The organism is Acinetobacter sp. ANC 5045 (assembly GCF_004331005.1).
GTDB lineage: Bacteria > Pseudomonadota > Gammaproteobacteria > Pseudomonadales > Moraxellaceae > Acinetobacter > Acinetobacter towneri.
The window spans coordinates 40,057-56,602 of sequence record NZ_SJNS01000020.1 but is presented as its reverse complement, the minus strand read 5'-3'; the positions used below and the strand labels follow the sequence as shown (position 1 = coordinate 56,602).

General features: G+C 39.1%; 30 protein-coding genes. 13 read left to right on the top strand and 17 right to left on the bottom strand.

The features are described 5' to 3' along the window. Positions 1 to 214: 214 nt before the first annotated feature. From E0H79_RS13110 to E0H79_RS13070, 9 genes are all read right to left on the bottom strand, one after another. The gene (locus E0H79_RS13110; protein ID WP_131261889.1) at positions 215 to 877 is read right to left on the bottom strand and encodes a tyrosine-type recombinase/integrase; all 663 of its coding nucleotides are present in this window, start codon (positions 875 to 877) and stop codon (positions 215 to 217) included. A 163-nt stretch (positions 878 to 1,040) separates the two neighbouring features. Next, the gene (locus E0H79_RS13105) at positions 1,041 to 1,565 is read right to left on the bottom strand and encodes a hypothetical protein (protein ID WP_131261888.1); all 525 of its coding nucleotides are present in this window, start codon (positions 1,563 to 1,565) and stop codon (positions 1,041 to 1,043) included. A gap of 2 nt (positions 1,566 to 1,567) precedes the next feature. Further along, on the bottom strand, positions 1,568 to 2,056 hold the full coding sequence (locus E0H79_RS13100) for a hypothetical protein (RefSeq protein ID WP_131261887.1): 489 nt from the start codon (positions 2,054 to 2,056) through the stop codon (positions 1,568 to 1,570). Between the two features lie 13 nt (positions 2,057 to 2,069). Next, positions 2,070 to 2,261: a hypothetical protein gene (locus tag E0H79_RS13095; protein ID WP_131261886.1), complete on the bottom strand. Its 192-nt coding sequence runs from the start codon at positions 2,259 to 2,261 to the stop codon at positions 2,070 to 2,072. Further along, on the bottom strand, positions 2,258 to 2,509 hold the full coding sequence (locus E0H79_RS13090; RefSeq protein ID WP_131261885.1) for a hypothetical protein: 252 nt from the start codon (positions 2,507 to 2,509) through the stop codon (positions 2,258 to 2,260). Before E0H79_RS13090 ends, E0H79_RS13095 begins: the two co-directional genes overlap by 4 nt. Then, the gene (locus E0H79_RS13085) at positions 2,496 to 2,852 is read right to left on the bottom strand and encodes a DUF551 domain-containing protein (protein WP_131261884.1); all 357 of its coding nucleotides are present in this window, start codon (positions 2,850 to 2,852) and stop codon (positions 2,496 to 2,498) included. The genes E0H79_RS13090 and E0H79_RS13085 overlap by 14 nt, the downstream gene beginning before the upstream one ends. Next, the gene (locus E0H79_RS13080) at positions 2,852 to 3,199 is read right to left on the bottom strand and encodes a hypothetical protein (RefSeq protein WP_131261883.1); all 348 of its coding nucleotides are present in this window, start codon (positions 3,197 to 3,199) and stop codon (positions 2,852 to 2,854) included. Before E0H79_RS13080 ends, E0H79_RS13085 begins: the two co-directional genes overlap by 1 nt. Continuing rightward, a complete protein-coding gene (locus tag E0H79_RS13075) occupies positions 3,199 to 3,897 on the bottom strand; it encodes a DUF2786 domain-containing protein (protein ID WP_131261882.1) in 699 nt (232 codons plus the stop codon). The genes E0H79_RS13080 and E0H79_RS13075 overlap by 1 nt, the downstream gene beginning before the upstream one ends. A 2-nt stretch (positions 3,898 to 3,899) precedes the next feature. Further along, complete coding sequence (locus tag E0H79_RS13070) at positions 3,900 to 4,319, bottom strand: hypothetical protein (protein WP_131261881.1); 420 nt, start codon at positions 4,317 to 4,319, stop codon at positions 3,900 to 3,902. Positions 4,320 to 4,953: 634 nt separating this feature from the next. Here E0H79_RS13070 and E0H79_RS13065 point away from each other — a divergent pair. Continuing rightward, positions 4,954 to 6,189 (top strand): RepB family plasmid replication initiator protein, encoded by a 1,236-nt coding sequence (locus tag E0H79_RS13065; protein WP_131261880.1) that lies wholly within the window; start codon positions 4,954 to 4,956, stop codon positions 6,187 to 6,189. A gap of 23 nt (positions 6,190 to 6,212) precedes the next feature. On the opposite strand, the gene E0H79_RS13060 is transcribed toward E0H79_RS13065, so the two are convergent. The 8 genes from E0H79_RS13060 to E0H79_RS13030 all read right to left on the bottom strand — a co-directional run bounded on the left by E0H79_RS13060 (position 6,213) and on the right by E0H79_RS13030 (position 10,655). Next, a complete protein-coding gene (locus tag E0H79_RS13060) occupies positions 6,213 to 6,617 on the bottom strand; it encodes a hypothetical protein (RefSeq protein WP_131261879.1) in 405 nt (134 codons plus the stop codon). 56 nt (positions 6,618 to 6,673) lie between these two features. After that, positions 6,674 to 7,147: a hypothetical protein gene (locus tag E0H79_RS13055; RefSeq protein ID WP_131261878.1), complete on the bottom strand. Its 474-nt coding sequence runs from the start codon at positions 7,145 to 7,147 to the stop codon at positions 6,674 to 6,676. Between the two features lie 149 nt (positions 7,148 to 7,296). Then, a complete protein-coding gene (locus E0H79_RS13050; RefSeq protein WP_131261877.1) occupies positions 7,297 to 7,575 on the bottom strand; it encodes a hypothetical protein in 279 nt (92 codons plus the stop codon). Beyond that, complete coding sequence (locus tag E0H79_RS13045) at positions 7,572 to 7,766, bottom strand: hypothetical protein (protein WP_131261876.1); 195 nt, start codon at positions 7,764 to 7,766, stop codon at positions 7,572 to 7,574. Before E0H79_RS13045 ends, E0H79_RS13050 begins: the two co-directional genes overlap by 4 nt. Further along, positions 7,763 to 8,503: a putative quorum-sensing-regulated virulence factor gene (locus tag E0H79_RS13040; RefSeq protein ID WP_131261875.1), complete on the bottom strand. Its 741-nt coding sequence runs from the start codon at positions 8,501 to 8,503 to the stop codon at positions 7,763 to 7,765. The genes E0H79_RS13045 and E0H79_RS13040 overlap by 4 nt, the downstream gene beginning before the upstream one ends. Beyond that, positions 8,503 to 9,447 carry an ATP-binding protein gene (locus E0H79_RS13035; RefSeq protein WP_131261874.1) on the bottom strand — a complete coding sequence of 315 codons (945 nt, stop codon included), beginning with the start codon at positions 9,445 to 9,447 and terminating at the stop codon, positions 8,503 to 8,505. The genes E0H79_RS13040 and E0H79_RS13035 overlap by 1 nt, the downstream gene beginning before the upstream one ends. An 11-nt stretch (positions 9,448 to 9,458) precedes the next feature. Then, entirely contained in the window at positions 9,459 to 9,620 is a 162-nt protein-coding gene (locus E0H79_RS15330; RefSeq protein WP_165492543.1) for a hypothetical protein, read from the bottom strand. Between the two features lie 321 nt (positions 9,621 to 9,941). Further along, entirely contained in the window at positions 9,942 to 10,655 is a 714-nt protein-coding gene (locus E0H79_RS13030) for a S24 family peptidase (protein ID WP_131261873.1), read from the bottom strand. Positions 10,656 to 10,808: 153 nt separating this feature from the next. Here E0H79_RS13030 and E0H79_RS13025 point away from each other — a divergent pair, with 153 nt between their 5' ends. From E0H79_RS13025 to E0H79_RS12970, 12 genes are all read left to right on the top strand, one after another. Continuing rightward, positions 10,809 to 11,114, top strand: a complete 306-nt coding sequence (locus tag E0H79_RS13025) for a hypothetical protein (RefSeq protein WP_180051186.1) — start codon at positions 10,809 to 10,811, stop codon at positions 11,112 to 11,114. Next, positions 11,101 to 11,568: a deaminase gene (locus E0H79_RS13020; protein WP_131261871.1), complete on the top strand. Its 468-nt coding sequence runs from the start codon at positions 11,101 to 11,103 to the stop codon at positions 11,566 to 11,568. The genes E0H79_RS13025 and E0H79_RS13020 overlap by 14 nt, the downstream gene beginning before the upstream one ends. Continuing rightward, complete coding sequence (locus E0H79_RS13015; protein WP_131261870.1) at positions 11,565 to 12,245, top strand: hypothetical protein; 681 nt, start codon at positions 11,565 to 11,567, stop codon at positions 12,243 to 12,245. The genes E0H79_RS13020 and E0H79_RS13015 overlap by 4 nt, the downstream gene beginning before the upstream one ends. Before the next feature lie 2 nt (positions 12,246 to 12,247). After that, positions 12,248 to 12,886: a hypothetical protein gene (locus E0H79_RS13010; protein ID WP_131261869.1), complete on the top strand. Its 639-nt coding sequence runs from the start codon at positions 12,248 to 12,250 to the stop codon at positions 12,884 to 12,886. 1 nt (position 12,887) lies between these two features. After that, positions 12,888 to 13,454, top strand: a complete 567-nt coding sequence (locus E0H79_RS13005) for an endonuclease domain-containing protein (protein WP_228258796.1) — start codon at positions 12,888 to 12,890, stop codon at positions 13,452 to 13,454. Continuing rightward, positions 13,454 to 14,056, top strand: coding sequence for a hypothetical protein (locus E0H79_RS13000; RefSeq protein ID WP_131261868.1), 603 nt, complete (start codon positions 13,454 to 13,456; stop codon positions 14,054 to 14,056). Before E0H79_RS13005 ends, E0H79_RS13000 begins: the two co-directional genes overlap by 1 nt. After that, positions 14,043 to 14,318, top strand: a complete 276-nt coding sequence (locus tag E0H79_RS12995) for a hypothetical protein (RefSeq protein WP_131261867.1) — start codon at positions 14,043 to 14,045, stop codon at positions 14,316 to 14,318. The genes E0H79_RS13000 and E0H79_RS12995 overlap by 14 nt, the downstream gene beginning before the upstream one ends. Further along, the gene (locus tag E0H79_RS12990) at positions 14,311 to 14,511 is read left to right on the top strand and encodes a hypothetical protein (protein WP_131261866.1); all 201 of its coding nucleotides are present in this window, start codon (positions 14,311 to 14,313) and stop codon (positions 14,509 to 14,511) included. Before E0H79_RS12995 ends, E0H79_RS12990 begins: the two co-directional genes overlap by 8 nt. Positions 14,512 to 14,882: 371 nt before the next feature. Beyond that, on the top strand, positions 14,883 to 15,152 hold the full coding sequence (locus E0H79_RS12985) for a hypothetical protein (RefSeq protein ID WP_131261865.1): 270 nt from the start codon (positions 14,883 to 14,885) through the stop codon (positions 15,150 to 15,152). Continuing rightward, complete coding sequence (locus tag E0H79_RS12980; protein ID WP_131261864.1) at positions 15,149 to 15,379, top strand: XRE family transcriptional regulator; 231 nt, start codon at positions 15,149 to 15,151, stop codon at positions 15,377 to 15,379. The genes E0H79_RS12985 and E0H79_RS12980 overlap by 4 nt, the downstream gene beginning before the upstream one ends. Positions 15,380 to 15,492: 113 nt before the next feature. Further along, a complete protein-coding gene (locus E0H79_RS12975; RefSeq protein WP_131261863.1) occupies positions 15,493 to 15,744 on the top strand; it encodes a hypothetical protein in 252 nt (83 codons plus the stop codon). 189 nt (positions 15,745 to 15,933) lie between these two features. Beyond that, the gene (locus E0H79_RS12970) at positions 15,934 to 16,365 is read left to right on the top strand and encodes a hypothetical protein (RefSeq protein ID WP_131261862.1); all 432 of its coding nucleotides are present in this window, start codon (positions 15,934 to 15,936) and stop codon (positions 16,363 to 16,365) included. Positions 16,366 to 16,546 lie beyond the last annotated feature (181 nt).

Sequence of the window (16,546 nt, the reverse complement as noted above, 5' to 3'; positions counted from 1 at the left end):
GTGATGTTTTTCCCACCCCGCCCTTTGTGTTAGCAATCAATAAAATCATATTCCTACCTTGTGTGTGTATGTGTTGCCGTGTATGAATTATAACGAACACATGCACATACAGCAATAAATACACCAATACATAAATATATACGCATGTTTATATAGGTGTGTATATGGTCATATATATGTATTATATAATCCAAAGATAATACAGAAATATTATTTATAGATTGCTAAAACCTTGACTTAACTTGGATACTTTTTCTTTTAACACATTAGGGTCAGATGCAAAATACTCTTGTGTTGTAGTTATGCTTGAGTGACCCATGAGTTGCTGAATAGAGTAAATATCAACACCGCCGCGAATAAGTCTGGTCGCAAAGGAACGCCTGCCGCTATGTGAGCTACCGACAATTCCAGCAGATTTATATAGCCTGCCAATCATTCTTTGCATTGAGCCAGCAGTAAAAGCGCATTGCTTTTGTGATAAAAACAGTGGTGCGGTAGGCGTAGCATCTTCGCGTGACATGATGTATTCGAGTAAGACTTTTCGCGTATAACCATCCATTAAAAAGACTTCGCGGTATTTATTGCCTTTGGTATAGGCGGCCAGAAGTCGAATCGTGTCTTTTAAGATGCCATTTCTGAAATCGTAAAGGTCGCCAATTTTGAGCGCGGCCATTTCCTTTGCACGCAAACCCATAAAATGCGACACCAGCAATACAGCTTCATTTCGCAGGGCTGTTTTGCGCTTTAAGTTTGAAATGGTTATTTGAAGGTCGGATTCTGAAACATAGGCGGCTTTACCCGATTTTCTATTTGATTTTTCGGGCTTTGATTGCTTAACAATTTCAGTCACAGCCCTTGATTTTAAAGGCTTACGCATTAAATACCTCAGTCAATTAAGCGCGTGTACGTGAATGGAACAGCAGAACACCCTTCGATTTTTATTTTTATTCACGTAGCGCGGTTTAAATCAGTCATTTTTTAGGCTTAAAGCAATAATGTCCTAAAATATACATTTTAGGACATTATTTAGGTTAAAAAAATTAATAAAAGCGCAACTCCCTTTTTTCCTTACCATGCTTCACCAGTAAATGTGCCATTTCTTGAGCTATATCCGTTCTGATGATTTTTTCCAGTGTTTCTGCAGGTAATTTATCCCATACGGTTTTTGGTAATCCGTATGCGACCTTTCCGCACTGGCTAAAGTAGCGCATGTGAACAAGTTGTCTTAATTTATCAATACTAGCTTCGGCTTGATATGTTTCGAGATAAACTAAAGACTTGTGACAAAACTCAAGATGCCTTGATGTTAAATACCGTTCTGGATGCGCTGGTTTTATTGCGTACTGATAAAGGTTTTGTATTTCCTTAACTCTAAAATTTCGCACTGGTAGGCTAATAAAATGCTCGCCAAGTATTTCTGCTGTTAAGTTTATAGTGCTGTTAGCACAACTTAGGTTTTGGTTAAGTTCTCTAATTTCGCGTTCTTGCTTGGCAAGCAAGCTATTTTGAGATTCTATCTTTAACCGCATTTTTCGCTTTTGATTGCGTCCAAATCTTTTAGCCATAGTTATTCAGCCCCAAGAATCATATTTTCAGTCAAACTGGCCTTTAATTCATTTAGATGGTGTTCATCAAGACTTAAAACTTCACCGCTTTTAAAGGTCAATTCAAAACTGATTTTTGAAAATTCAAAAAACTCTCTTATTTCACTACTCATGCCGCCAATCATTTTTTGTTTCTCGGCTTGAATTTCATCTATCAGGTTTTGAATGGCACGCAGGCTTAATTCTTTATGTGCTTTGCGCTTCTGGTAGGCTTGATCAGGGAGTAGGGCATAGTCATTTGCATCTGCATCCCATACAGCCAGAATATGCCCATTTTGGCAGGTGTAATAGTGTTCGGCTTTTTCCTCAATTTTCCTGCCCGATAAATCCCAACGCTCACAATATACGTTTCTATGCAGCACTGGTTGAATATCACCGCAGCCGCCTTCGCAAGCCCATTCCTGATTGTCTTTAAGTTCTGGCAACTGTTTTATTGGTTTTAAATTTTCCATGATTATTCCTAATTTATTTTTCAATATGTTTAACGCAGTTAAATGGACACATAAAAGGTTCACCAGTATCTAGCCGACCAAAAATATAATAGTCGTCCACCAGATCAATTACGCCTTTGCCTTTAAAGTATGTTCTTGAAAATTCAGTTCCGCTTTCAGATAGAAATTCCACATACACACGGTTGCCAGTTTTAAAATCATTCATTGACAACTCTCCACGTCTGCGATGGCTACACGCAGTCTCTCAGTTTCAGGATTTATCCATCTTAAGATTGATTGGCGTTGCAATTCTTTCTTGGTCGACTCATATCCGCCTTGTGACTCAACCAACTCATGACTTTCAACAAGGCGTTTTAGGTCGTCATGCGTCTCTTTTGTTCTGATATTGTCATTCTCAAGGAATTGCTTTACCGCATTTATTCCCATTGCCTTAAAAAACTCATTCGCTTTCATTGGCTTGCTCCTGTGGTGCATCGGGTAATGGCATCCAGTGGGTTACGTTTTGAGATGTATGCCACCAACCGTGAGTGTCTTCCTGCAACCCATACCCCAACTTAAATTCTTTCCAGTGATTAGCTACCCACTTAAACGGAAAATCGCAAACCACACCATCAACACAAACAAGATAATTTCCGATTTTACTTGGGTGTTTATCTTCAACACTAATCCATTGCGATTGCTTTTCGCATGACTCAAGCTCACGGCAAGCCAAGTCAAAACCGTATTGCCATTGCTGCGGCTTGCCATCGTATCCAGCTTTTACTTTTAAGTTGTCAATTTCTTTCTGCAAATCCATCACGCCACCTCATTCCGTTGAAAACACTTAATTTCAACATCTCTTGGAGCTTCAATTATTAATCTTGGCTGGAATCCATTACGATAATCTTGTGGCTCAATGCGCATCGGCCACTTTGGAAAATCAACATCCTCGCAATCTGGGTCATGGTTGGCGACTCCAATCATCCATGTTCCAGAGTTGTTAGGGCAAAAGTGACCAGTTACTACAATTGCGTATTCACCTGACTTCACTAAATATTCAATAGGCTTCCCAGAAGCACAGTTATCGTAATCATCATTAAAGTGATTGGTTTCACCAAACGTATCATCCGAATAGCCTTCAAAAATTAATGTCACTGTATCCATCACGCCACCTCAATTAAGTTTTTTTCAGTATGACCAGTGGCCGCAAACAGACTAACGTCACTTGAAGATGCCGCACCCATAGACATTGCAGCCTGCACCTTTGAATCCTTGCTGTCATATCGATTTTTGGTTTTAAAAACATCTTCATTAAAACTACTGGCGTTCATTTCCTTGTACGCATTAATTTTTTGTTTGGCTTCTTCGTTTGGATTTAGGTTTTTCACCTTGCTATATACGTTCCATACCCAACCACCACAGAAGGCATCGGCCAGCTTGGTTTTATTTGAGCGTTTGAATCTGGAAAGTTTGGTTTTAATAAAGTTATCGCGCTCAGTTTTTAATTTTCGATACAGTACCTCAAACGCATAGTTCGCAATTTCAGGGGATGCGCCCACACCAAGATAACTTATTTGCATAGGTACGTTTGAGTGTCCCTCTCTCACAAAACACTCACAGTCCATAGCTTGACCAATTACTTGATGTAGAGCTAAAACCCAATTGGCAGGGCGTTTAGTCACGTTCAACTTGCTGGATTTTTTAGAAACCTCAGAAGCTAAAATATGTGACTCACTAATATTGTGCTGCTCCATAAGCCGCTTCATTTGTTTTAAAGCGATAGCTGCTTCGTTTTCATTTGAGCTTTGGGATAATTCAGAACAGCGTTTGATTTTTCTTAAAATTGATTCATGTTCAGTCATGGCTATTTACCTGCAGGTCGCCAGATATAATCGCCTTTGTCTAAGATGACAGCAGGCTCATTTTCAACACAATGGCAGTCAATACCGATTTTATTTTCATCTACTGGTAGCCAAAAACTTCTAATAATGCGGCTCGGTGAATGGTTATCTTCAAGCGCATCACTCATGCCAAATTGCTTCAAAATAAACTTAGCATCTTTGCTTGAACAGCGTATTGCTGGGTGTTTTGAGATAGAAACATGGTATTGCGGGATAGCTTCGTTGCGAACAATCCCATCTGCTACTTCAAGAGCAGAGATAACAACAAAGCCGTTAGGGTGGGTGTAAAAATATTTGTCATAACCGAACTGGTCTTTCGTTTCACCAACCAGTTGCCAACCTGAATTTTTATTAGGTCGCTTAGGTTTTAAAATGTTTTCCATATAATTTCCTTGTGTGAGGTGCAATTGCCGTTGCCAGCCAATCTTATATTAGATTATAAATAAAAGACAAGATCGGAGCTGTCTTTTTAGAATATTTATTGCTGATATGACTCTTTGTTTTGACTTTAAGTTTTGTTCATTTTTTATTATTTTAATATTTTCAACATCATACGTTGATAAACGATAAATCCGTGACCGTTTTTTATATAAATAAATATAAATCAATAAATTAATGCGTATTTCTTTTGTTTATAAATAACTTATGCTTATAGATACCATTGGTTATGTAATAGCCTTAAAAAACAACTTAAAACTCAAAATTTCATCAAAAAATGCTTTCTTCTTTCTTATTTTAATTAATAGTTTCTCCTTTCTTATTTAGGACAGGCTTGTAAGCCTTGCCACGCCTGCATTTCAGCGTTTTATAAAAGACAAATCCGTGACCATAAAAGACAAATCCGTGACCATAAAAGACAAATCCGTGACCGCAAAAAAGACAAATCCGTGACCATAAACGACAAAAACGTGACCATAAAAGACAAATCCGTGACTGAAAACTATAAAAGACAGGATTGATTTTGTCTTTTATGGGTGTAATAATCGCAACAAGGCTATTTTGCGTAAGAGATAGAAAATGGAGTCAAGTTTAGTTGCGAAGCAAGCTAATAAACTAATCGAATCCGTATATAGAATGGAAGTAGAGGAACAAAAATTAATTTTACTTGCTACTCGAAAAATAAATGAATTGGAATTAAAGGGGTTGCCTTTCACGCCAGAAACAGAGGTCGTCATCACGGCTGATGAATTTGCAAAAATATATGGCGTACCAAAGCAAAGGGCATTTGAAGCACTAACAAGCGCAAAAAATACAATTTATGATCGCTCCTTTGAAATGGATTATGTGGGCAATGATGGTGTGATAAAGCCTATCAGTAGTCGCTGGATTCACGCGAAGGGAGAAATGAAAAGCAAAAGTGAAGTTAGTATGTTTTTTACGCCTTCGGTTATTCCTTATCTGTACTTAGTGGTTAAGACAGAATTCACATTATTAGACTTAAAAGAAGTCGGGCGTTTGAAAAACAAGTATGCTGTTCGGCTGTACCAAATTTTAATGAAATGGCGCAATGCAGAATACCAGCCAAGCTTTCCAGTTGAGAGCTTGCGCCGTAAGCTTGGATTAGAACCGCATGAGTACAAGCAAGGTGGGGATTTTAATAAACGTGTGGTGGGTGTTGCAGTAGATCAAATCAACAAAGGTACTGGTTTTGTTGGCTTAAAAGCTGTGCCGCTAAAAAATGGACGCACCATCGTTGCATATCGCTTTGAATTTGACTCATACGACAATAAGACTATAAACATCACACCTTTATCGAAAAATGGCGCAGAACGACAGCCACGCGAAAATAATGGTGAGTTTGTGCTTCACCAGATGACAATTGAGCAGATAAAAACCTTTTCAAACCAAATTGCCAATAAGGTTGTTGAAGGTGAGGCGGGATTTAGCCACCTTAGCACAAAGGTTGCAGCAGGCAGTAGCGGTAAAGAATTAGTGGCTGCAATTGCCAAAGACCTTCAAAACGCCAATTTTGATGAGTATTTAGAGCCTTTAAAGATTCTGGGGTTCAAGCCAACCAAAGTAAATAAAACGCCGTTGGGCGCAAAACAGAGCGAAAATAAAGGGGGTTCTACTAACGATACTCCACCAGATAAGAAATCGCCGTTTAATTTAAACGAAAAGCATTACCAGATGTACTTGAAAAAAGGGGGTAAAAAATCGCGTGATGACATTGTTCGCATTGCGATGGATGAAGATACAACCACGCTTCAAGTTATGAATAGCGATGGTGTCGGTAATATCTTTGCCATGTAGCCACTAGATAGCAAAAAGCCAGCTTAAACGCTGGCTTTTTTGTTTGCGCCGTTTCTTAGTCGCTCAATAGAATCTAGCGTTTGAAAATAAATGTTTTCTGGCACATAGACACGGTGATTAATCGCATCTTCAAGCTCATTTAAAAATTGTGTGGTGTCAATCAAAGGCCCATTAAAGCTGCCTATTCTAATCCAGAGCAATCTACCAGATGAAAAAGGAGTTAAGTTGTCATCATTCAGTAGTTTGTATTGCAGCACAAAATTATCAAGCTTTACGCCATGATAATTGCGGTCAGGTTGGCTATCGTCATTCACCCAGAAGTAACGTGCTTGGTTATCCAAAATATCAAGTAGGTCAAGTACACGATGGATGCCGCCTAATTTGCGGCAGAGTAAGCGGAGTGGGTTAGGTTCAATATTCAGGCTCATGTTTTTCTCAAGACAAAAAACCAGCCTTGCGGCTGGCTATTCATAGCGGTTTAGGTTTATTGGTTTTCGGTTTTATCGCGCATGGCTTTTAATTCAGCCGCACTTTGCATCATGTTGTCTTTAAGGGTTTCCAGTGCGTTTTTCGCAATATCTGAAATGGCACCATCACCAGATAAAACGGCTTTGCTTTGAATTAAAGTAAGCGCAGATGCCACAGCTTCGTTAATTTCTGCAGCTTTGATCTCACGGTTAAGCATGGAGCTTATATATGCTTCATCGGCGTGACCCATTGCATTTTTTTCAGAAACAAACGCAATTGCGGCAAAGTCTTTCATAGATAAGCCGCCATTATCGTTTTTTATGCCTTCAATAATGCCATTTACGCGAGCTGTAAACATTTTAGACAGGTGAGTATAAAATTCAGGACTAATAGCTTCTGCATCCATACCAGGCTTATCAAAGCCGCGTGCTTTTACAAATTTATAGTGGCTTGAGTTTTTTACACAGTTTTCGCATTCACACATTTTCATTTACTCTCTTAGTGGCGAGTATGCCATTTTTGTAAGTTATCCATGCTTGTTCTATCAGTAAGTCATGGTACTGGTATTTTTTGTTTACCCATGAAGCCGAAAAGTCGGCTTCATTGAGTTGGTTAATCAGCAAGTAGATGAATTGAAAATCACTGATTGCCTTTCTGATTGCTGGATTGGTGCTGGTGTCGTCTGGTACTAGCCACACCTTCGATTTTGGCGAAAACATGAGAGGGTAAATACTCCTTTGCTGTTTTATAAAAAACGCGCAAAAAGTTTTGGTCACTTTTATTTACCCTAGACATGATTTTTTTTTCAATCAAATCAATCTCAGCGTTTATAGCTATTTCAAGGCTTGGGTTAGACTCCCGCCGTTTGATTAATGCCTTTTTCTGGTGTACCAGTTCGGACATGGTCAAAACTTTCAAGGCAACACCTCATATTTTTGCTTACGTGCTGCAGCTTGGTTTTTAAGTAGCTTTACTGATACCGAGTCATACAAGCCGTTATTGCGTAAAACACGTTGTTCAGCGTCATAACCATTGGTTGCTTCCACGCGACCCTTAACAATTCCGTTTGGCGACATACGCGCCGTGTATGCAAAGATATATGTATTCATGCTTTCACCTTATTGCCTTTGCGGTTCAGTAGTGCTGTGCGCAGGTTTTGGTCAAGATCGTTTTTAGATAAAAGCCAGTTCACGTAGTCGTCTGGTAGGTTTACCAGAGCGGTTCCCTTATGCTTGCCAAAATGAATGTATTTAGGCGTGCTGGCTTCATTGCTTAATTCATATAGTTGTTCGATAGACTGAATATTTTGCTCAACAATGATTTTTTGCAGCAGTAGTGCAGTTAAATGAATATCTACCGCCGCATCATGGGCATTTTTCAGCATTTCACGCGCCTTGCTTTTGTCTTTGGCAAAGCGATAAGTCAAAGCACCTAGCTTGTGTGAGCTTTCGTTTGGGTAGAAATGACGCGCCAGCTTGAGCGTGCAAATTGGCTTGATGTGGTTGCAGTTCACGCCAGCTTTTAAGAGTGCGGTTAAGTCATAATCAATATTGTGGCCGATAACGTAAATCACGCTGGCAGGCAGGCGAAAGGTTGTGTAATTCGGCTTACCCACCAAGTCATCTTCAATAATGTGGTGAACAGCCATAGCTCCAAAGTCTATAGGCTGGCCGCCAGTATTAAACAATTCATCAAACATGCTACTTAAATCAAAAGTGAATCGTTTAGATGGTTGTTCGCCTTCAATTCCTGCAGGTTCGTCTACAAAGCCACAAGGGATATAGGAAATTTGAATAGGCACGCCATTCATATCGTGCGTTTCGGTATCAAGGATTATTGCGTTCATTATTGTGCTTCCGTTTCAAACCAGCGTTTTCTTTGTTGGTCATAGACCATGTTTAAATCTTTGGCCGCTTTCTGGATTGCGTACCACATATTTTTATTTAGGTATTGCGGATGTTCCACGTTCTCAGCCATTAGCTCCATGAGATTATTAATATCACTGGCATATTGAGCTTCGTTGCATAACTGCATGAAATGAATCCATGTTTGTTCGCGCTCAACAGATTCACGTTGTTCTGGTGTGAGTGTGTTTAAGTGGGTTTTAATGGATTCAATCAAATCGCCCAAAAAAGTCGGGTTATCAGCCAAGTCTGGTACGTTTACATTGCCAAGATTGGCGCAGTCTTTTGAGTGGTAGTTAGCACCCCAACCAAACTTAAGCACACGGTTAGAGCCGCCTTTCTGGTTCGCTTCGTATGTGAAATACGCCATGCAGTCAGACAAGCGATAAATCTCTTGTCGGTTTTTACCGCCTAAGTCTGGTCGGCGTATAACTAGATCATCGTCTTTATCTTCGGTAGCGTGAGCCAAAAACACCACGTTTTTACCGTAGCCAATCATGCGATTAACAAACGTCTGAAAAATGTTGTTCGCCGTACCTTGTACGTTTAGTTTTAGGGAGCCATCACCCTTTGTGTTTCTTGAGTCATTGGCAAGGTGTGAGCGTACCATTTCAAGCAGTCGGCCAATTGTATCTATAACAATCGTGTCAAACGGTTCTAAGTCTTGTTCTGTAAGGTTAGCAACTTGAATCCAGTTTTCAGCAATTTGCACAGGTGCGCGGCGTAGTGCGCCAGTACGATATGCACCCTTATCTGCATCAATAATGAGTGCTTTGCGCGCGGTCATGCCGAGTGATGATTTACCCATTGAAGGGTCGCCGTATATATAAACCTTGATTGCATTGACTGGCATTGGTTCATTCGGTGAGATAATTTCTAAAGCCATGATGATTCCCCTTACTTGCCAGACTTAACAGATTCAAGATGCTGGTTTACACGCTCAATGCGCTGCTGTTCTTCGTAGTCGTAAATATCCAAGACCTTTTGAACAACAAGAAGGGAAACGATGGCTGAAAGAAGGAACGCAATAATATTGCGAAAGAGTATGGTAAGATTCATTTGTGAAATCCTATTGTGTGTGGATAGAACGCCAGAGCATATAAATTGCCGTTTATTGCTCAATAAGCCGAAGTCTTAACCGACTTCGGTTTTTTTATTTCCACACCCACTATACATAAATACATTTATATCTTTCAAGCTTTTATTTATATTTATTTATAATTAATTCCAATAAGCACCAATACGTTTATATAGAAAATTGAAAATTAAAGAATTTTTATTAAAAATATTTTCAAATAGTGAATATTTATTTATTTCAGATAATAAAAAACCCTATTTTGATAAATAGGGTTTATAAAATGAGGTGAATGGTACAAATCTCTAAATAAGCATATCTACCACAGCAACAGCAACAGCTAACACCTCGTAGTTATCACGCAAGGTCGGAAACGCCGTATTTAATGGCTTTAACTCGTAAACATCTTGCCCATCTTCCAGAACATCATTCACGCAATATTCTCTTATGATGTATTCACCTGTTCTGCTTTTGTGTGCAGCAATTACTATATTGGTTGGTAATGGCTTAATCATTGGGTCAAACACAAAGCTTGTACCAGCTTGATACTTTGGTGACATGGAGTTATCACTTAGATCAAATGAAAACGCATTGTTTGATAATGGTTTATTGATTGGGGTTGTTGCTTCCGATATTGGCATGATCAGGCTCGTATCTTTAAGTTTATCTCTAACAGCATCCAGAGTGGCAGCGTTGAGCTTTGGTACAAGAGTAACTTTAGCCTTAATCGTAGCAGGATTCTTAGCTATTAACTCACGCTGTAACATTCTATTTGCTATACGTGGGCTGAAGGCAGAAATAGGTACTTCAAGACATTTCGCAAAAACTAGGGCGGCTTCTTCTTTAATCTCAACAACACCCCGCAGATACGCTGATACATTCGGTTGTGTCCAGCCACCTTCGGTAGCAATTGTTTGTTGATTAAAGCTATTTCCCTCTAATTCTTCTTGGCTTTTTTTAGCTTCGTATAGTTCTTTAAGCTTTCGTGCTTCAGCATCTCTAACAGTTCTATCAACCATTTTTATGGACTCCCATTTTCGCCCTTTAATCTTATAGTTGTTGGTTATGTATTAACAAATATAAATATATCTATTGAAAAAATATAAATGCAGTTATATTCTAAACTAACGGCGTAACTTTACGCCTTTATTTTTGTGTGAAAAGTGAAACAAATGATTTACGCAGCAAGACCACCTAAAGACCGAACCCAGCTTGAGAAGGATATGCAGGAATATCTGGAAAACGGCGGGGAAATAACACAAATCCCATCAATTGATGAGCGGGTAAAAGCGGAAAGACTAATTAAAAGGTCACTATTTTATTCAGCACATCATAAATTCCACTCAGAGCGCACAGGTATATCACTAGCACGCCTTAAAGTGCTGCAAAGAACTCCATCAAGAGCCACAGACAAGGAAATAGAAAAGCTATGGACGCATTTTAAAAGCAGGGAATGGGCTTTATATGATTACAACTAAGCATATCGCTATGTACGTTGCAGAGCAGATCGCACGAAAAAGCAATTGCCAAAAAAGAAAAGTGGCTTTTGTTGTGTTTAATCAGCACCGCATTTTAGCTGCTGGTGTGAATCAGCATAGTGAGGATATGCCGTGTAAGTGTGTAACGGGTATTCATGATCAACATGTAAAACATGCTGAAATCGCCGTATTAGAGCGCAATACGTTTAGACCAGAAGATGAAGCGCAGGCCGTTGTGACCTATGCGCCGTGTCTAAATTGCGCAGATCGCATAAGCCAATCAAATATTCACGCCGTATATATCAAGCACACCAAACATGTTTTGGGTATCAATCATTTAACCCAGCAATCAATAGACACACATCAAGAGTGGCTGACACCTATGCAGCGCGTACAAGCCGCATGGTTAGCCAAAAACATGAAATTAGCAGACTGTGAGAGGTTTTTACTGTGAGTAAAGCTAACAAGATCAAGCCAAAAAACCGCAAGAAGCCATATAAGCCAAAGAAAGACCAGTTAAATCTAAACAGCATTAAGCAAATCGTTTCAAGCAAAGGTGTCGATGGTTTATATGACCATTTCAAAGAGTACAAGCGGCTCGATAAGCACTATCTGGAAATGAAGTGGGATATTTTCGATGTAAATACAACAATAGACCTTTATTGCTTAATGAACAATATATCGCTATCTGGCGATGACCCTTTGCCGCTTGAACTCTTAGACATGATTTATAAGGGCGATTTAATTTACGCATTGCGTAAGCAGCTAATTGACCCAACGCAAGAATTTAGAATTGAGATACATAGCCGCGCTAGGCACATTGATAATCCAGACGACATTGTGACACTTGAACCATATATTAAAGACTTTGCTGGCGACCCAATTAATTATGAAGTCTTTATGCAGGGGAAAGACAAGGGGAAGCATTATTTCAAGCGTGATGGTGTGTTCAAAACTTTATGGGAAGGTGTCACAAAAGAATGGAACATTAATCTGGATGGTCAGTATTCAGATGATTATGAAGTGTTTGAAGCCAAAGCAAAGCTAAGTTGCACAACGCCGTTTTATTCATGGCTGCAGGAAAAAGAATTTAAGCAGTACAAGCTACTTGGCCAGATGCGGAGATTCTAAACATGGTTATTCCATACCACCGTTTTAAAGAATTGGCAGCTTTGTACCGTGACAAGCACAAAGAGGAAATTACGCTATACGCGCTAAAGTTTACCTATCTCAATTTGCTGCAGGGCGTTAAGACAGCACTAGCACAAAAAATAGAGGAAAACTTTAATTGTGATTTTTTGAATCATGGCACTGGCATTGTAGGCAATTATGAAATTGTGGAACCAGAGCCAGAACCGCCAAAAATTGAGCGTATTCGCGGAATAGATTATTCAGACTATGCACTGTTTGATTTAATCCTGCATCCCGATGAAAACAAGCACAGTAAGCGTGACACGTACAAGTATGCAATCAGTCAAGGTAAGAAATACGCCATTTTATTTTGTCAAAGGCATGGTGACATGGTGCATCAAGGCTATATGCACAGGCGAAATGGCGTAACAACGCGCTATCAAGGTTGTTGTCTTGTATGTGAAGTAGATTTAAGGGCAAGAGCCAAAGACACAGAAGGCGGCTCAAAAGAGGAACGTAAGAAGCAGATAACACAATTCAGTAATGCGTACCTAGCGAGTATTGGTAGAAAAGCAAGGGGCGGCAACCCCTCTCTAAAGTTACGCAGCAATCCACCACACACAAAAGAGGAACAGAATTAATATGGCACGTATGACACCAGCACAAGCAAAGAAGCTTGTTCAAAAATCAAATCAAAAAACAAAAGCAGTTTTATCGCAAATGGGCAGCATTGGTGAGGAAACACTGGCGCGGCACCTGCAGGCGCATAAGATCAAATACCAGCGTGAATTTAAGTTTAATCCAGACAGCCAGCACAGAGCAGATTTTTTCTTGCCTGAATACAATTTACTGGTAGAAGTAGAAGGCGGCACACGCGCAAAGAGCCGACACACCACACACGATGGTTACTCGAAAGATTTAATGAAATACAACACAGCGCAAATTTTGGGTTATTTCAGACTTGCATTTACAACGGAACAAGTCAGCAATGGCGCAGCAATACAGAATATTAAGCGTTTTATCACGGCCCACCAGATCAAGCGTAACGCCGTTAAAAAAGCATTAGCGGGTACAGCAACAAATGACTCAATCAAAAGCATGATTGATAACGCTGTAAGTGTGGCAATGAATAACCTTGTATCAATGGACATGAGTAGCGACTTTGGCGAAACGCCAGACGTTATCGTAAAAGCAGAAAGGAAGGCGTAATGCTTGAACAATTTGCGCGTTTAAATGCAAAAACGGCATCACTCAAGATTAGCGGGAATCTCCCGCTACTTGATGTGACAGACCTATGTGGCGTGTTGGCTTTATTAGATGAGCATCATAGCTGGTACATATACGCCATGATTGAGCAGCGCAGAGCATACAACATGGAGTTGCTACACAAATATATACAGCAGCTTGTCATGCAGGAAATGCGTAAAAGAGGGTTTAAATCGCGCAAAGTTAAATTGATGGATTTTGCCTATGGTGTGACTAAGGCCGCTCTATTTGCTCATTTTAACCCGCGCGGAAAGTGCAAGGTGTGCAATGGCTTAGGATTTAAAGCAGCTAAGAAGTGTGAGCATTGTAACGGCAAGGGTACGCGAGAATACAACTGGTCGGAGAAGGTGCAATACGGCTTTCCCAATCGCCGTGATTTAACACGCGACTGGTACAGAAAATCATGCGGTTACTATGATCAATTTATAGAATCCATATTGCATGAAATCGCAGCAGAGCTATCGGAAAAGCTAAACAAAGTCAGAAAGCAGGCAATAGCGTACAAAAGGCTAGAATCGGCGGTATTGTTTGATGACGACCTATGATTTAGACAAGGTTTTGAAGTATGGCCAGAAGATAGGTGCAGACGTTGCAATCATCCAAAATGGCAAGCTTAGAAACTATTACAAGAAGGGCGATAAGGCGAGTAAGCATTGCGTTTACACATACACAAATCACGAAAACGGCAGGCCTTTACGCTGGGAAAGCGCGAATGAGTTTTGTATAGAGCGAATTTTGAATTTTTATAGAAATTTAGGCCACACGATGGAAGTTATACAAATTGCAGGAGTAGATATAAGTGAGTGAACAAATCAAAGTTGCGTATAGCAATGCACAGTACATGAATGACTTAGCAGAATCGTTAGCGGATATATGCGACAACTACACAATGATGACTGATAACCCGATACCTGCAGATGTTTTAGAGCGCATACATGCAATTAGAGAAACCAGTAAACGTAACATAGCAATATTGCAACGCGCTCAAATAACGCCGTAATGCTATAGTGTGCTTTTCGGGTACAGGTATATAAAAATGGATAAAAGTTTAGCGTGGTCAATTTTTGCAGGCTTGTTTTTTGGTGCAGCCTTAGCACTTCTAGCAAACACACTCAATATAAGCCTATTCTGATTAGATCAGCACACCAAAGCCAGCATTATGCTGGCTTTTTGTTGGCTAAAATATAAAAATAATGCTTGATCAAGTATCGTAAAAAAAGCACAGGCTGTAAGAGAGTAATAAAGTTTCATCCTAAGTAATAAAGTATCATCTCATTTAAATACAGGGCTTAAATAAAAATAATTACCTTATTGCAATGCACCGTTTAAGGGTGCATAATAAATTATAAATTAACTTATTGAGGTTACACAATGACAATGATAGCACTAAGAAATTCGGATGGTTCAAGCTCATGCCACACTCTTGCATTAGAGCTAAACAGTGAGAATCATCCAGTTATGGATTATTCAGACTATTTTGAAGCTCAAGAAATAGCAGATAGAATTAATGATAGTGGTTTTGTTGTTCTTATTTCTGAATACAATCCAACACTCTATACTGTCGGCAATATTGCCAATGGAAAATTTGATCCTACTGCTGATTTTTCCACATTTGATGAAGTTTTGAATTATATCCAATGATCTTAAAAGATTTTGAGTTCGGTTATACGCCTGAAAATTTGAGAAGATTACTTGGTCAAAGTAATCTCTCTCAAAAAGAAGCGAGAGAAATTATTGGAAAAGGTAGAAATACATTTAGCAGATATTTATATGATGTGAGTAATCATAATCATGTAACTATGTCACATGTGGATTGGCTAACTTTGCTTGAGTATGTGAAAGGACTTCAAAATAGCAATTTAGGATGAAACTTTATTACTCTCCTACACAGGCCAAATACGAAAACAAACGAGTATTAAAGCCAATTTCTTTTAACGCTGAAACTGAAAAGAAGCAATCGCCGTACCAGAGGTAAAATAAAATGACTGATAAAGAGAACCTAAACTATGTGGCAACAAAGATTATTGAAATACTTGAAGCCAAGATGCCTAACAACACATATTACATAAATGAAAAAATTGAAAGATTGCGGGATTATGGAAACAACAACGCATTAACTTTGGTGTGGGCATCTAATCAGTTAGATGACGATAACTTTAGAGAGCTACTAAAGTCAATTGATGTGTCATTTTATGATGTTGAGAGCTTTCTTAAAGTGATGAGCAAGCTATAACGATTGGCAAAATGTACCAAAATAAAGGCGCGAAATGCGCCTTTTTTATGCCAAAACATAACGCCGTAAATTATCATTTAAAATCATGCGTTTATTGAATTTTCACAAAAAATCAGGGTTGTTTTTAGCGTTTTTTGAAACAACCCCATGAAGCAAAATGTCAAGCAAGATTTTTTGTGCAGGTCTAACATGCAAAAAGTATTAGGAATGGGCATAAGAATGATTGAAAAACTAATTAGTGAGATTAGAGCGAGTCGCTTTGATGTGTCGGCTATTGAAATGTCACCGCAATATCACTTGAAGATCGTGCAGGAAATGGTGAGCTACGGCGCACAGGAACAAGACAGCCGCATATTCATGGGCATACCGATTCTATTTGTGATGGGGGATGATAGTTACTGCAGATTGCTTAACGCAGAACAGCACAAGCTAAGAGATAAGTACATTGACTTACTCAAGTTATATAAACAGAAATATAAACAGTTCAAGCTTTTTATAAATAACACACATAAATTTGAATCTGGTGCAGAGGTGCAGTTCACAGATACCAGTGAGCTTGAGTCTATTGTGCAAAGGCTAAACAAAATTGAGAATCAGATTAAGCTTTTTTCAAATAATTAGATAAATACAACAATGGCCAAAGAAAAACCCCATAAGCAAATAAATGAATATGGGGTTTTTGTGCGAAAATGGTTAGCCTTTGCTGCAAGACTGTTACAGGAACATAGATGGTATTCTTATTTGATCGAATATTCAAATAAAAAAATAGCAACACTTTATAAATGAATAATGATAAATATAA